Genomic DNA, 14,142 nt, shown 5'->3' with positions numbered 1-14,142 from the left:
AGCGATCACTACGTGAATTATGCTTTTCTTCTGAAAACACAGAAGGTACAACCTTGACTAATTCATCGTTAGTCAGTGGGCGTTCCTGACGAATGGAATGAGTAAGTCCAAATCGGGATGCTAAACGCATATTATTCTCCTTCACCTGTTTAATTTTTTAACCATCACCCGTTGAGTTGCCGGGGCCGCGGTTTTGACTTTGTGCGGGGACCTGCTGAACCTGCCCCCTGGATATAACCTTCACCCGTTTGAGAGCCGTTCGCCGCAAGGGCGTAAACGAGCACGGCCCGGTGCAGATGTCCGGGGGTGAGCGGGAAATTTTTTTCGGTCTAATGAAGCGGCAGCGGAATGGCCGGGAAAAATTTATTGCGAAAGGCTCTGCCGTCCCCTGGACAGCAAGACGGGTTGTGCTTGTCTCAGCCCCGGCGAATGGACTCAAACGGTGATACGGGTACCAGGGGAAAGGAGCAGGCACCCGCCGCAACGACGAAGAGCGCGGGCGCGAAACGGCGTTGCCCCGCAGAGTGCCGGCAGTCCTTCGCCGAGCAGGCAGCAAACAGGGAAGACGCGGAAAGGAAATGCGGGCGGCGCGTCAGCGCGGCCAGGTTTTCCCGGCGCCGCAGGCGCGCGGTCTTTCGAGGCGCGGCCAGACGGGGACCGATGCCCCCTTCGCCTGCTCTGTTCCCGAATCAGTCAACAAACATCGAGACCGGGATTTGAAATCGATTTGCCAGCGCCCGCATGTGATCAAAGGTCAGACTGCGTTCACCACAGAGGAACCGGCTGACGAGCGATTTATTACCTATCTCGTTTTCGAAATCGGACTGAGAAAGCCCGTATTGCTGCATAAGAACCCGCAGCAACGATACACCGTTTTTGCCTGCTTCGAAGCGCGTATTAAATTCTTCAAATTCCACCGCGTTATCTTCCCAGGCATCGATGCGGGCAGTCAGCATATCAACCAGCGGGCTGTCCGGATCATGTTCCAGAAGATATTCAACGAGTTTACGTGCCTCTTCGTAATCTTTGCGGGACGAACTGCCGCCCAGCAGAGGGACAATACTCGCCAGGTCATTCACCGCTTTATTGGCATCGCTAATCATTCAAACCTGCTGAATTTTAAAGTTAACACCGCAGGCTCTGGCGTACCGAACCAGTGTCTGAATACTCATTCGCGAAGCGTTCTTCTCCATACGTGAGATAGTAGGCGCTTTGATGCCCATACGTTCTGCAACCTGTGCCGACGTCAAACCCGCTTCTTTTCTCCATGTTGCTAAGGTTTCCCGAAGTAGCTCCGAGGCTTCTTCTGCCTCGAATGCCGCGCTGTACTCATGATCGTTCATTGCTTCGGTATGAACCTGGCTAAGGGTTTTATATTTCATTCTGCATTTCCTCCAGTCTGCGAAGTGCCTGATCTATTTCTGCCGGGGGCGTTTTTGGCGATTTTTTGATAAAGATCCGAAGTAGAAAAATACGTTCACCACTCTGATATACCCAGATTCCGCGGGCGATATCTGCCCCCATTGTACGTATTTCGAAAAGGCCGTTTCCAAGCGGCTTGGTATCTGGCTCGCGTAGCTGGCGAGGGTTTGCTTCCAGCTTCATGAGTAGCCTGGCCATTTTTGCACGAATGGCAGCAGGCAGAGCCGTAAACTCTTTTTCAGCCTCATCATGAAAGATGACTGTGAACATGAATGTAATCTCTGGTCCGTATGTGCACACATTAGCTCAAAAGCTAACTTAGCTCAAGAGCTAAGTTAGCTGGCTTCTCACTACCCGACCTTTACGACTTCAATGCCCAGGATCAGAGCGATGAATTCTGCTTTGTTCTGAAGCAACCAGGTGCGTGCTTCGGGTGCCTGAGCTTTGCTGATATCGATATCAAACTGATTAAGCGCTGCAGCATCGGCGTGTCCAAGTGTAATACCGCGCCACTGCATCCCTGCAAAATAGGCGTTCCCTGCCCCCTGCTGGATTTTTCCTTTCACGTGTTCCATTGCCCAGACCTCATTTCACACCCAGACGGCGGAACATATCGGCGATGATATTCCGGCGCGTATATGAAGCACCTGCGGCTTTCAGATCGGCCAGCACGTTATAGGCGTAACTGGCATCCTTTCCATGAAAAGCGATCACCTTTTCCGCTTTTGGTTCAAAACAGGATGGGGAAGTTTCCCGAAAGAAAGCCTCTGATGAGTGTTGATGGCCGTATACTTTCATTTTGCGTTACCTCTGGTCTTTAAGGGATGGCAGCGATACGCCGCCATCCGTGTTTATTTCTCAGCAGTCGTTTGCCGCCAGTTCACTCATCAGTACATCCCGTGCTTCCAGCGCGCGTTCCTCTTCGGCTAGCGTCAGCAGATAGCCGCGCTTTGCCGCAGCGCCCATTAACACCGGACGGTCTTTCAACGGCAGCGCATCCAGATAATCCAGCGCACCACCCAGCAGATGGGCCTGATACAGCTCGTAATGCATACCGCAGCTCCGACCAGCCTTTTTCTCGATACGTTCAAGCACTACATCGGCGCGGATAACATCGAACGGGTTTCGGGAATGAATGTTGCGCACAAAACCGTCAGTCCGGAGGGTTGTGCTTTCTTTGGTGGAGGGTTTTTCGTTGACGTTTTGTGTGCTCATCCAGCTTTCTCCTTTGTCTGTTTTTCTGCCTTTTAAAACCATCACCCGTTGAGTTGCCGGGGCCGCGGTTTTGACTTTGTGCGGGGACCTGCTGAACCTGCCCCCTGGATATAACCTTCACCCGTTTGAGAGCCGTTCGCCGCAAGGGCGTAAACGAGCACGGCCCGGTGCAGATGTCCGGGGGTGAGCGGGAAATTTTTTTCGGTCTAATGAAGCGGCAGCGGAATGGCCGGGAAAAATTTATTGCGAAAGGCTCTGCCGTCCCCTGGACAGCAAGACGGGTTGTGCTTGTCTCAGCCCCGGCGAATGGACTCAAACGGGTGATACGGGTACCAGGGGAAAGGAGCAGGCACCCGCCGCAACGACGAAGAGCGCGGGCGCGAAACGGCGTTGCCCCGCAGAGTGCCGGCAGTCCTTCGCCGGCACGGTGAAAGCGGCGCGGCCGGAACGGTCGCAGCAAGCGCTGCCGTTGACCTTGACTTCAGACATCAGACACTAGCCGTCAGGCCCGAAACCGCTTTGCGGGTTCGGCGGAGCTTACCGCGTCTTTTCGCGGTTAGCGGAGTGTGGCTCGACGACCGGACAGCGCAGCTGGCCGGGAGCCGAAGGTGTCCAGTGTGGGTATGCTTTTAAAGCCTTTAAGGTTTAAAAAGAGGCATCACAGCAGGGAGAAGAAGAGGAAGCAGGCAAACAGCAGGCAGCAAACAGGGAAGACGCGAAAAGGAAATGCGGGCGGCGCGTCAGCGCGGTCTTTCGAGGCGCGGCCAGACGGGGACAGGTGCCCCGCCGGCTTAACGTGTCATCAGACGGTTATTCTGAGAATGGCGGTCGCTACCTGGGTATACGTGAATGTTCCCCGTGGCAACGGCTCCCAGACGTCCGCCAGGGACTCCAGCGCCTTTTGCTGACGCGGCCCGTCCAGACATATGCCCGTCAGAATCCCGCCAGGCTCAAGCAGAGTTAATGCCCGCCGGATATGCCGGATATCATCACCGCGATTAAACGGCGGATTCATGATAATTCGTGTATACCGGCGCTCCGGATGATATTCGAGAAAATCTCCGCACCAGATCCGGACCTCCGGGAAATGCGCCTGCAGGTGACGGGCTAACCCGGCGTGCAGCTCCACGGCGTCACACTTCGCCCGGGGGACTGCATCCCTGATCGCCTGCAGTATGGCGCCCGTTCCGGCACTGGGTTCCAGAATGCGATCGGTTTCCCGGACATCAGCCAGCTCAACCAACCGGCGACATTCCGGGGAGGGGGTGACAAAAAGTTGCGAGCTACCCTGAATTTCAGCGACAGGGGCGCGCCCTTCCAGTTTGACCCGCATCGCCTGAATACGGTGTTTAAGGTCATGATGCATGAATGTACTCCCTGACCTCCCCGGCAAGATGCCGGGGAGCCTTCCTGCTATTTTTTCGGAATTTCAACGGTTTTCATGTCTGTGATATACACATTCACGAGCGTACAACCGTGCGTCATGCACCGGCGGAAGCGGTAGGCGCCGTGTGTTTCGGTTTCTGCAGCACCCCGCACGCCTTTATAATCAGCGGGTAATTTCGCCCACTCGGCTTTTGTCATTTCCCGGAACCCTTCCCCCGGATAATTGACGATCGGTGGGCGCTTCGCCGCTTTCTTCGCGTCGCTGGCTTCCTCCGCTGTCGGGGCTTTGTAGTCCGTGATACGGTCGGGCGTGAGTTTCATCGTGCCGCTGTAGCCCAGAAAGCGATAACCGGGCGTTTCGACTGAACTCACCTCCCCCTTACTCCGGTTAACCCGGAGAATGGTTAACCATTCTCCCCGACTCAGTACCTGCCCGCCTGGTTCAAATTCCTGTGTTCGGGTGACAACGCCACCGTTTTCATTGAGCATCGCGCGTTCGTAGGCCAGGCGGTTCTGGTAATGATTCACCCAGCGCTGTTGGTGGTTAATCGTGCGCTCATGACAGCGGATCGCAATATCACGCGCCTGTTCAAAAGTAATGATCTCCTCAGACAGGGCAGAATGGAGAGACATCGAGCCCTCATACTGGCTTTTCTCTGCCGGGCGGGGGTATTTGTCGAGCGTGAAGCAGGCATGAATATGATCATAATTACTGACCAGTAACGCCATTTTCAGATCGAGCGTCTGCGCACGCCACATCGTCATATACTTTTCAGACCGGGCAATGTGCTTTTGGGACTTGCGTAATTCCGCCTCGATTTTTTTGATACGGCGGTAACGCACATCCGGACGCTCCTTGTATTTCGCGTGCCGCAGAGAGGCCTGCGCGCGCTGTTCCCAGTATTCGGCGCGCTCGAACAGCATCACCGCACGTTTCATGCCGTTCTCAATTTTCTGCGCATGCCGGCGCGCGCGGCGCTCGCTGTGGTGGCCTACCAGGATCGGCTGTCCCAGCGGGACAGCCGATGCCAGCGAATCAACATGCGCAAGCGCCTGCTCCGATTCAACCGCCCGCCGGTCACTGTAGTCACTGAACCGCCCGGCGCGCTGCTCCTGGCGATCAAACAGGGTGCTGTCCTCGTCCTCGATATCACCGGCGAGGGAAAGCAGGACATCCTCCCGCCCCGGCGTCCAGGCTGGCGCCACAAAAAGTTCCTGTTTGGGCGCCCAGCGAAAGCCTGCTTTGTTGATCAGGGAATACGTTTCTTCATCGAGCCGTAATGATGCGTAAAGTCGCAATTTATTATCATCGGGTGAATAGGTTGCCCGGTAAGTCTGGCCTGCGGTGTTTTCCGTCATGATCTGTGCGGTAGTCGGTGCCATTGTGTTTTCTCCTTCCTGCAGTTGCCGCCCCTCGCGGGGCGGCTCACCTCATCAGTTAAATGCGCGTTTCAGTTCCAGCGTGCGGAGTACCTGCCCGAGGGCGGTATTTTTCATCGCGGGGATGTGGACACCGCGCCCTTTGCGGTGACTTCTGGCGATATGACGCCCGAAAGCTCTGAGAGCGGGATCAATCTCCGGTGCGGTGATATCTGCGCGCAGAATGCGCGAATGACGACGGGGCTTTACAGCGCCTGCGGAAGGTGAAAAAATAGAAACGATCATAGAGTTGACTCCTTATGGTAGTTAACGAAGCCGGAAAAACCGTTCGTGCGATTTTTACGGCGTGGGAGAAGCAGGGTTTACCCTGCTTTTTTCATATCTGCGGTTTGCTTCCCGCTTCTTCTTCCTCCTTCTTAAGCTGATCGGTAATGTCTTCCGGTTCGCCCAGAAACCAGCCTTTGACGGGTTCACAGCGTTCAATAAACGCTTTTATCGCCCGTTTTCCGGTCGTGGCCTGCACCCGGGTAAACATCGGCAGATTGCCGCTGGCATTGCTTCCCAGAAATGCGATCCGATACGTTCGCAATGAAGGATCCTGCATTTTTCTTTTTCCTGATTTTTAAAGAACATCACCCGTTGAGTTGCCGGGGCCGCGGTTTTGACTTTGTGCGGGGACCTGCTGAACCTGCCCCCTGGTATTAACTTCACCCGTTTGAGAGCCGTTCGCCGCAAGGGCGTAAACGAGCACGGCCCGGTGCAGATGTCCGGGGGTGAGCGGGAAATTTTTTTCGGCCTAATGAAGCGGCAGCGGAATGGCCGGGAAAAATTTATTGCGAAAGGCCCTGCCGTCCCCTGGACAGCAAGACGGGTTGTGCTTGTCTCAGCCCCGGCGAATGGACTCAAACGGGTGATACGGGTACCAGGGGAAAGGAGCAGGCACCCGCCGCAACGACGAAGAGCGCGGGCGCGAAACGGCGTTGCCCCGCAGAGTGCCGGCAGTCCTTCGCCGGCACGGTGAAAGCGGCGCGACCGGGACGGTCGCAGCAAGCGCTGCCGTTGACCTTGACGTCAGACATCAGACACTAGCCGCCAGGCCCGAAACCGCGTAGCGGGTTCGGCGGAGCTTACCGCGTCTTTTCGCGGTTAGCGGAGTGTGGCTCGACGACTGAACCGCGGCAGCGGGTCAGGAGCCGAAGGTGGCCCCGGGGCAGATTGTGTGAAAAGAAAGTCAGGCGGAGGAAGAGCAGCAGCAAGATGGAGAGTACCGGTCAGGTTTGGTCTGATCTGGTCTGGTCTGGTCTGGTCTGGTCAGGACTGAGATTCGCCCTTCTCTTTTCTGTACTGAACAACGCAGTACCAGGCCGAAGCCAGGAAAGCAAAAACGGTGATCAACCCGCGTAATTCGTCACCCGGCTCTTTCCCCTTCAGCATCAGCGTTATGATGATGCCGGCAACGATAATCCACGCAATGCCACTCCAGAGGCGCAGCTTATCCGCCACGACATTAATCAGAACAAAAGCAACGGCCAGGATAGCCCCCCACAGAGCCGGAACAGGCTGAAACGGAATAAAAAACAGGTTAATACCGGTTAAAAGCGTCACGGCTGCAAACATCAGAGACATACGCATAAAATTTCCTCCCTGGACACACTGACTATAAGAATCACTTCTGCTGCTCATCTCCGGGTTTATTATATTCGGGCGCATTTGCGCGCGGCAGCTGCTGACTGTTCAGTCGATGTACGCAGAGCCGTTCACGGAAATATTCGCGCAGGTGTTCAGGCTGTTCCCGTTCAACAAGTTCCGGCATGACGGGCTTGTTCATGCGTTCCTGCCAGGCAACAGCAGCGGCCACCTTATCGACGGCAACTTTATCCTGCTCCTCCTTTGAAAAAGAGGCGATATTCCACTTTGACATATGCATCACCGGTCTGCTTTACAGGAAGATATCCCTGATAATACGCGAATTCCGGGGCAACAGCGACTGACAACGGAGAGGAGAGTGCGCGGCGCCGGAGGCGCGGCGACGTATATCTCCGGCAGGCGCAGCCTGCCAGGGTTTTCGCGCGGCCGGAAGCGGCAGAGGTTCCCCCCTGCCCTGTGATTTATCGTGCCTTTCCCCCCTGAAGAATGAAATGGCCGCCAATATAGACGGCGCACTGACAGGTCATGTATTCGCAGATTTCATCCATCACCTGCGCAGTGGTCAGTTCCCGCTGACCGGCATCGCGGCGGCGGGCATTAATCAGGGCTTTGTACTGTCGCAGGATATCGCGGCTTTGTGGTGCAAGTTTCATGTGCTTTCTCCTTAACCGGCGGGCTTCCCCGCCGGATAGTAATCAGTTGCTGAATACATAGCCTTCATGGAAGACATAGCCGCTGCTGAACAGATCCCGCGCATAAGCCTCATAATCGAAATAGACGCGCAGGGATTCAGGCACCTCGTTTAACAGGCCGTGATCCTCCACAAAGCCATAAGCAAAATCCGCCTCGCTTTCAGCCTCGCCACAATACGCCTCATCAAAGGCGTCATAGTCGCACTCGCCGGTATAGTCCGCCCAGGCCACAAACGCGGCGGCGCGTCCTTCGTCCTGCGCCTGCCGGAATGCCTCGATAAACGCCCACTTAACAGAGGATTCAGAGGCAAACTGAGACGGGATCCCTTCCCAGTCCTGAAACATAAACTCGGGGTCATCCTCGGCGGCATGCAACGCCCGGCAGGCGTCATAAAATTCGTCTTCGTCGTCGAAGTCGGTTAAATCAAACCATTTGCCAAAAATACTGCCGCCGTTGTACTGGTGATATGTGCCCACGTAGACGGCCGGAACGGTTACTGATGAAGTCATTTTTGTCTCCCTGCGGGGCGGTGTAACCGCCCCGGTCGTTAATCAGTCCAGCGCGGCGTAAATAGCACTGCATTCGGGGTGAAAGGTGATGTGATTCCAGAGCTGGGCATCACGCAGCATATAAAGGCGAGTCAGCGCCGGGTTACTGCTGTCATGATGGGCCGCCAGACGGCGATTAATCGCCAGGCTGGTCAGAATAATGCCCGCCGCGTCGGCGCTGACAGTGCGATCAAACCAGTTTTCGCTACTGACCAGATGTACCCGGCCACAATCCGGCATCATGTAGCCGCCCCCCTCCGGCAGGCGAATAAAATGCCAGAAGCCGCCCTCATATTCGGGCATCCATTTTTTGGCCAGAGCGTACACCTGTAATTCCGCGAGCATGAAATCCGTGCCGAACAGGTACGGCATAAAAGACAGGCGGTCGGACTCCTCAACATTCAGGACCGGGCATGTATTCACATACTGCATGGATAAACCTCCGTAATCACATAGACTGCGGCACCGGGTTGTGCCGTGCCGACACGACAGCCCGGCGGAAAGCGGAAGATGCAGGGGCGACACCGGAGGCCGCAGCGCAGATATAGCGCGAAGCTGGTCTGGACGGTTTTCGAGCGAAACCTGAGCGAGAAAACGACGGGAAGAACGGCGAGCATCATAAAAAAAACTGCGACCGGGCGAGGATGGCGGCGTCAGCGCACCCTTGCATCTGCAGCGGCCGGGCTAAAGTGAAGGCACGGCACTACCCGTCGCGATGCAGGAGGTTGAATACAGGGTTTCTCTCCCCCGTTTTTCGACCACCGGGAGAAAAGCGGAAGCAGATGTCGCAACGCGACAGACGCAGTAATAAGGCCACGGACCGGAGGGATGGGGCCGGGTGAAGCGGAGCCGGCGGCAACGGCAAGCCGGCGACTGCCTTATCCGGGGATGGCGGCGCCAGCGAACTCCAGCCTCTGCGGCTGCCGGGCTACAGTGAAGGCACGGCACAGCCAGCACACGGCACGGCGATAACAGAGGGTTGTGTTCACCCAAAAGGCCCGGAAACCGGGCCGGGTGGACGCGGAGCCGGCACGGCGACATCCTTATCGCACCACACCTCCTGTGCCGGCAGGCTGACAAGGGAGGGTCCCCCTCCCCTGACGCTCCGGGCTGTCACTCCTGAGTTCTGCTGGCGCGGGCCTCTCTCACCATTTCCCTTAAAACCCGGCGATCAAGCCAGCGCCGGACCGGAGTGTCCGTAAAACGCAGCTGATCAGCGATAACCCCTGCGCTCCTGATAGTTTCCTCCCGCTCGTTAACCAGGGTGAGCAGGACCGGGCAGAATCGCGCATCGCGAATCAGAATGGCATCGAGGACCTGATCCAGCCTGTCGGTTTCGTCTTCGTCCAGGCAGTTATCATGATCATACTCCACGGCCAGCAAGCGCCAGTCACCGATCCGCCTGTCCATCAGACGGGGAGTGACGGACGGCGTAAGCGCGGCGGCGATGCGCTTCGTATCCCGGTGGACGATTTCCGATATCTGCGTGAGGGAGGCTTTCAGGAAGGCCAGCAGATCGTCACATTCCGCCGCTGTCAGCCACTCCTGAGCGTAAGGCAGGCGGATAACCTGACAGTCAGCCAGCCGCTCCGGATGCGGATATGCCTGCACCGGAAAGAGATGCAGACGAGCCGGGGTTCCCGCCAGCCGCCGGGCGCTGGCGAGCAACAACGCTGCCCAGCCATACGTCAGCGGCTGACAAAGCTGTTCCGTAAGCGTGAGGATTTCCACGCCACTGAGAGAGCCGCAGGCGGCAAGCCAGCCGGGTACGGTTTCGGGGGCGACGGGCGCCATATCAACAGTGTCGGGCCAGCCAGCCTGGCGCAGCATCCGGTCGCCGTGACGCAGAATAAGCGTGTTAAGGGTTTCTTTTTTCATCATTATCGTCTCTGTCCGGGTTATATCTCCCCGCCGCGTGGCGGGGCGATCTGCTGTCAGCTTTTCAGTAATGCCCGCACTTTTGCTGTATCCGCCAGGCGGCGCATTACGCTTTCCGGCACCGGGAGATTGCGATCCCGTGCGGTCCATTCCCTGTCCCACAATGCCTGTTCGGCGGTAATCAGCAGGGTTTCAAGCAGGTCAACCGGCACAGTCACCCTCTGCCCGTTCTCTTTCACCTGGTCTATCAGTGCCATCACCAGGCCGGCTGACACGCCCGACTCAAGCCGTTGTTCTTCCGGTATAGTGTCCATGCGTTCCAGTACTGCCCTTACGTCATGTTCTGAAAAGGAATATTCCATCCCGTCAGCCAGTGCTTCAATATCCGCCGGGGTCCAGATAATCAGGTTCAGCGGGGTTTCTGCGGGATATTGCTCATTCAGCATCCTGCAAAGATCTTCACGGGTTCCGTACATGTTCTCTCCTCAATCCAGAAAGCTTTCATCGAGCATCAGTGCAATATTGAACGCCTCATCCATCAGGACGCTGAGACGTCGCAGACTGATACCGGCAAGCCGTTCCGCCAGTCCGTCGTACCGGTAGTGGTACGTGTCTTCCAGCACTTTCAGGGTGGTTTTCAGGTCGCAAAGATTGTTCGCCAGCCCGGCCATATCGCGGCGCAGGGCTTCGTGTCCGTCGTAATTCATTACGCGGCCTCCGGAAGCCATTCATCGTTCGCCGCCGGGGTATTTACGGCCCGGTGCATGGCGGCCAGTCGTTCGGTTCCGGCCCGGTGGTACTGCGCCAGCATTTCGATGCCGATATAGCGGCGTCCGGCACGGTATGCAGCGACGCAGGTCGAACCGCTTCCGGCAAACGGGTCGAGAACAATCGCGCCCGGAGCGCTGAATGACTCAATCAGCGGCTGTAGCGCCTCCACTGGTTTCTGCGTCGGATGCAGGGTATTACCGGTATACGGGAAGGGCAGCACATCCGGCAGCGGTTTAAGGGGCGGCACGGGGCGGCCTTTGGCAAGGACATAAGCCCCTTCATGGCAGTAGTCCACAAATCCGCGTCGGGCCCTGGCGTTACGACGGTTGGAGGCATAGTTTTTGGTGAACACAAGCTGGCCCACGGCATAGAATCCTGCCGCCTTCCACGCGGCCATAAAGCGGTCCACACGGTTCCAGCCGTAGAAGCTCACCATCAGCGCGTCTTTTTTAAGGACGCGGTACATCTCCAGCGTGGCCGGTTGCAGCCATTCGTCCGTCACATCCCCGGCAATCTGTCTGCCCTGACGGTCCTTAAAACCGACGAGGTAAGGCGGATCGGTCACAATAAGGTCCACGGCACGGTCGGGGAATCCGCGCATCACATCAATACAGTTCCCGAGAATGAATCTGGACATGGCAGCACTCCTGTAGTCTGAGGGGGCAGGAGGCATCACCGCGATACCGTTCCCTGCCGCACGCTGCCTGTTCATCGCGTCCGGTCACGGGTCAGGCCGACCGTGGAATACCGCAGCCGTCCGTCTTTTGGACGGCAAGGATATGCCGCGAAAGCGGCTTGAAGGGCGTTCCTTAAAAAGGCGAGGGACTGGCGTACACTCTCAACGACGCCGGGCCGGAGCGGAAAAACCGCCCGTCCCGTACCAGACCGGACGCGAGACACTGGCAGCGGGCGGCAGGCTTGCGTTAACTCCAGGCGAACGGGGAATTACCGGCATACCTGTCCACAAATCCGGGGCTTAAGATTGTGGATAACCTGAAGGCAAACGACGGAGAAGCGCGGGAGAACAGACGCCACCACGCCTGTTCTTTTTTTGAACAACCGGAAAGTTTGTATCAGCTGTTCAGGGATTTATCCCCGGCCAGGGACAGGCCAATATAGACGCCAGCCCCCCAGATGACCTGCGACAAAATGAAAACCCACTGCGGAACGTCGAAAACCAGAAGCGGAAGCAGACATACCGTCACAATGCCAATCAGCCGGCTGCCAAATTTTCTTCGCACCGGTTCACTGCTGTCGACGGGAATGCGGGCGAGACGGAGAACATTTCTGAATCCTGGTGACATGAGAACCTCCCTGGGATGCCAGTCATTTGAAATCGGTGTAGTAGTGGATGTGATTCGTACTGTTAGTCGCCGAATGCACGCCGCATATTTTTCTTTATTTCCCGGGTATCCGACCCGGACACCGGCGCGGCAGATGCTGCCGGCGTATCCGGTACTGCAGCTGCAGCCCTGTTCACGTCAGCGGTGCCGGCCATCTGCTGAACCAGTGCCTGCAGCTCACTGACCGAGGTGGGCGGTACCGGCATACTGGCCAGCAGGCGCGGCAGTTCAGGCGCCGTCGTGTGGAGGGCAAGACCGGTGATAATCAGGTTTCTCAGCAGATCCCCACGCAGACGGGATGACGCTTCCGTCAGCACACTTTCCACCCGTTCCCCACTCCGGCCATTCTGAAGCGTCAGGGTGTAACGCCGGCGCTGGTATTCCGTCTCCGGTGACACGGGCAGAGCAGCCCCACCATTTTCGGGCTCATCCGGAAGGCCGGTGAGTGAGGACCAGGTTCCGGAGACCAGGGCCATCACGGCGCAAAGGCGGACAGCGCTTAGCTGCCCGGCAAAGAACACCGGGATCAGCGCCGGTAAACGGGCATCCACCTGGTATACCACCGCCCCGGCGGTGGCGGCGGTACGGATGAACTCACCGCGCAGGGGCTGTGAGATGGTGCTGATGGTTGCCATCGCCGCGATGTCGGTGCGATCGTCGCTGTGCAGATAGAAAGAATACTGGCCGTCCGGCACGTTTAGTCCTCTTTATTGTAAAGGGCAATCTCCCTGGCCAGCGCCATCTGCGGATCGCCTATAACCTCGATACGGTCAGGAGCCAGAGGCCAGGCCTGACGGATAGCTTCTTCTATGAGGGAAGCCCCTCCCCCGACCAGGAATACCCGGTTAACGTTCCTGAAGGCCGTCAGCTCACTGGTGACACGCGCCCCCAGGGAAGTGATCGCCTCTGTTATTTTGTTCCGAACCTCGTCGATTTTACCGGCATCGTTGATCACACGCTGCAGATACTGACGATCATTGCGGTTGCGGATGACAGTGTCAGCGATGAGGGCGCTGGTTTCGCTGTCTGCCGCACGCAGCGCGCCTGCAGCTGCGCGGGTGACCTGTGACACGCCGACAGACGGATTACCGTGCACCGCACTGATATCATCAAACTGGCCGACAATCACACCGGCATCGAGCGTGGTACCACCGAGATCGATAATCAGGGTGGTCTCAGCGGGGCCGGGTTTCAGCTCCGCGAGACGGGAGAACGCTGCCGGTAGTGATTCCGGCATCACCTTCACGTCCGTTACGGTAAATGCCCTGCCCTTATTCAGAACCAGCTCACGCATCAGGTTTTCCCGTTTGCGTCGTATGTTCTCCTCGTTCCGCTGGCAGTCCCCGTCGTAATACTCACTCAGGGGCAGCGTCACGGTCAGGCTCACCGGCTGCGGCTCCAGTCCGCTGTTCAGCAGCGCATGATGCACGGCCAGCAGGTTGAGATCACCGTACTGATATTCCACGTTTGTTGTCGGGATGGCATCCCGACTGACGCTGTCCCAGGTGTATTTCAGCGTCCCCACCTGATAGTTGAACGTTGCCGCACTGAATTCCGCCACTTTCCAGCCATGCCGGAAGGAGTTCGCAGAAACCCGGGTCTGAAGCTCATCGCCTTCAAACCATGCCAGCTTAACATTAGTTGAACCATCATCGCAGTAAATATTCATCAATATGCTCCGTTAGTTACACTCAATTTGATACCAATTATAAGAGCAAAATGAAAAAAACAAAGTAACATTTCTCAATATGAGCAATATAAAAATATCAAAATGACTAATATAAGCATTTTGAACACCTTTATTTACTCAAAATGTTCTTAAGGCATGCGATCTGGATTATCGTCACGCTGTTAAATAT

At 56.7% G+C, this 14,142-nt stretch carries 22 protein-coding genes and 2 pseudogenes; all 24 read right to left on the bottom strand.

Annotated features, from left to right (window positions below):
- Nucleotides 1-130 (bottom strand): annotated as a pseudogene (locus tag ACKLKD_RS26445) (DUF945 domain-containing protein); the annotation flags it as partial.
- Between the two features lie 559 nt (nucleotides 131-689).
- Nucleotides 690-1,103 (bottom strand): helix-turn-helix domain-containing protein, encoded by a 414-nt coding sequence (locus ACKLKD_RS26440; protein WP_023280875.1) that lies wholly within the window; start codon nucleotides 1,101-1,103, stop codon nucleotides 690-692.
- Complete coding sequence (locus tag ACKLKD_RS26435; protein ID WP_004152721.1) at nucleotides 1,104-1,382, bottom strand: helix-turn-helix domain-containing protein; 279 nt, start codon at nucleotides 1,380-1,382, stop codon at nucleotides 1,104-1,106.
- Entirely contained in the window at nucleotides 1,372-1,692 is a 321-nt protein-coding gene (locus ACKLKD_RS26430; protein ID WP_004152720.1) for a type II toxin-antitoxin system RelE/ParE family toxin, read from the bottom strand. Before ACKLKD_RS26430 ends, ACKLKD_RS26435 begins: the two co-directional genes overlap by 11 nt.
- A gap of 80 nt (nucleotides 1,693-1,772) precedes the next feature.
- Complete coding sequence (locus tag ACKLKD_RS26425) at nucleotides 1,773-1,997, bottom strand: hypothetical protein (protein ID WP_004152719.1); 225 nt, start codon at nucleotides 1,995-1,997, stop codon at nucleotides 1,773-1,775.
- 10 nt (nucleotides 1,998-2,007) lie between these two features.
- Complete coding sequence (locus tag ACKLKD_RS26420) at nucleotides 2,008-2,220, bottom strand: hypothetical protein (RefSeq protein ID WP_004152718.1); 213 nt, start codon at nucleotides 2,218-2,220, stop codon at nucleotides 2,008-2,010.
- A 60-nt stretch (nucleotides 2,221-2,280) separates the two neighbouring features.
- Nucleotides 2,281-2,637, bottom strand: coding sequence for a hypothetical protein (locus ACKLKD_RS26415; protein ID WP_004152717.1), 357 nt, complete (start codon nucleotides 2,635-2,637; stop codon nucleotides 2,281-2,283).
- Nucleotides 2,638-3,439: 802 nt separating this feature from the next.
- Entirely contained in the window at nucleotides 3,440-4,003 is a 564-nt protein-coding gene (locus tag ACKLKD_RS26410; RefSeq protein ID WP_013609525.1) for a methyltransferase, read from the bottom strand.
- Between the two features lie 47 nt (nucleotides 4,004-4,050).
- On the bottom strand, nucleotides 4,051-5,406 hold the full coding sequence (locus tag ACKLKD_RS26405; RefSeq protein ID WP_040120295.1) for a DUF3560 domain-containing protein: 1,356 nt from the start codon (nucleotides 5,404-5,406) through the stop codon (nucleotides 4,051-4,053).
- Nucleotides 5,407-5,457: 51 nt separating this feature from the next.
- Nucleotides 5,458-5,688: a hypothetical protein gene (locus ACKLKD_RS26400; protein ID WP_001568051.1), complete on the bottom strand. Its 231-nt coding sequence runs from the start codon at nucleotides 5,686-5,688 to the stop codon at nucleotides 5,458-5,460.
- Nucleotides 5,689-5,779: 91 nt separating this feature from the next.
- Entirely contained in the window at nucleotides 5,780-6,007 is a 228-nt protein-coding gene (locus ACKLKD_RS26395; RefSeq protein WP_001568050.1) for a hypothetical protein, read from the bottom strand.
- A gap of 707 nt (nucleotides 6,008-6,714) precedes the next feature.
- Nucleotides 6,715-7,035, bottom strand: coding sequence for a hypothetical protein (locus ACKLKD_RS26390; protein ID WP_032436760.1), 321 nt, complete (start codon nucleotides 7,033-7,035; stop codon nucleotides 6,715-6,717).
- 34 nt (nucleotides 7,036-7,069) lie between these two features.
- Nucleotides 7,070-7,324, bottom strand: a complete 255-nt coding sequence (locus ACKLKD_RS26385; protein WP_024191981.1) for a DNA polymerase III subunit theta — start codon at nucleotides 7,322-7,324, stop codon at nucleotides 7,070-7,072.
- A 187-nt stretch (nucleotides 7,325-7,511) separates the two neighbouring features.
- Complete coding sequence (locus tag ACKLKD_RS26380; protein WP_001568047.1) at nucleotides 7,512-7,703, bottom strand: hypothetical protein; 192 nt, start codon at nucleotides 7,701-7,703, stop codon at nucleotides 7,512-7,514.
- Nucleotides 7,704-7,745: 42 nt separating this feature from the next.
- Nucleotides 7,746-8,252 (bottom strand): antirestriction protein ArdA, encoded by a 507-nt coding sequence (locus ACKLKD_RS26375; protein WP_001568046.1) that lies wholly within the window; start codon nucleotides 8,250-8,252, stop codon nucleotides 7,746-7,748.
- A 42-nt stretch (nucleotides 8,253-8,294) separates the two neighbouring features.
- The gene (locus ACKLKD_RS26370) at nucleotides 8,295-8,723 is read right to left on the bottom strand and encodes an antirestriction protein (protein WP_001568045.1); all 429 of its coding nucleotides are present in this window, start codon (nucleotides 8,721-8,723) and stop codon (nucleotides 8,295-8,297) included.
- A gap of 681 nt (nucleotides 8,724-9,404) precedes the next feature.
- Nucleotides 9,405-10,172, bottom strand: a complete 768-nt coding sequence (locus tag ACKLKD_RS26365) for a hypothetical protein (RefSeq protein WP_087806328.1) — start codon at nucleotides 10,170-10,172, stop codon at nucleotides 9,405-9,407.
- Between the two features lie 53 nt (nucleotides 10,173-10,225).
- Nucleotides 10,226-10,645, bottom strand: coding sequence for a DUF1380 domain-containing protein (locus ACKLKD_RS26360; protein ID WP_001568043.1), 420 nt, complete (start codon nucleotides 10,643-10,645; stop codon nucleotides 10,226-10,228).
- A gap of 9 nt (nucleotides 10,646-10,654) precedes the next feature.
- A complete protein-coding gene (locus ACKLKD_RS26355) occupies nucleotides 10,655-10,876 on the bottom strand; it encodes a hypothetical protein (RefSeq protein ID WP_001568042.1) in 222 nt (73 codons plus the stop codon).
- The gene (locus ACKLKD_RS26350) at nucleotides 10,876-11,577 is read right to left on the bottom strand and encodes a DNA methylase (protein ID WP_001568041.1); all 702 of its coding nucleotides are present in this window, start codon (nucleotides 11,575-11,577) and stop codon (nucleotides 10,876-10,878) included. Before ACKLKD_RS26350 ends, ACKLKD_RS26355 begins: the two co-directional genes overlap by 1 nt.
- A 71-nt stretch (nucleotides 11,578-11,648) precedes the next feature.
- Nucleotides 11,649-11,818: pseudogene (locus ACKLKD_RS26345) on the bottom strand (hypothetical protein); the annotation flags it as partial.
- 195 nt (nucleotides 11,819-12,013) lie between these two features.
- Nucleotides 12,014-12,244, bottom strand: a complete 231-nt coding sequence (locus tag ACKLKD_RS26340) for a hypothetical protein (protein ID WP_040245863.1) — start codon at nucleotides 12,242-12,244, stop codon at nucleotides 12,014-12,016.
- 62 nt (nucleotides 12,245-12,306) lie between these two features.
- Nucleotides 12,307-12,978, bottom strand: a complete 672-nt coding sequence (locus ACKLKD_RS26335) for a plasmid partitioning/stability family protein (protein WP_013214012.1) — start codon at nucleotides 12,976-12,978, stop codon at nucleotides 12,307-12,309.
- Between the two features lie 2 nt (nucleotides 12,979-12,980).
- On the bottom strand, nucleotides 12,981-13,952 hold the full coding sequence (gene parM, locus ACKLKD_RS26330; RefSeq protein WP_032425559.1) for a plasmid segregation protein ParM domain-containing protein: 972 nt from the start codon (nucleotides 13,950-13,952) through the stop codon (nucleotides 12,981-12,983).
- Nucleotides 13,953-14,142 lie beyond the last annotated feature (190 nt).

It is taken from the genome of Klebsiella sp. 10982 (genome assembly GCF_048589245.1).
GTDB classification, from domain to species: Bacteria; Pseudomonadota; Gammaproteobacteria; order Enterobacterales; family Enterobacteriaceae; genus Klebsiella; species Klebsiella quasivariicola.
Note: the sequence above shows the minus strand (reverse complement) of the source record. Positions and strands in the feature narration are given on the sequence as shown.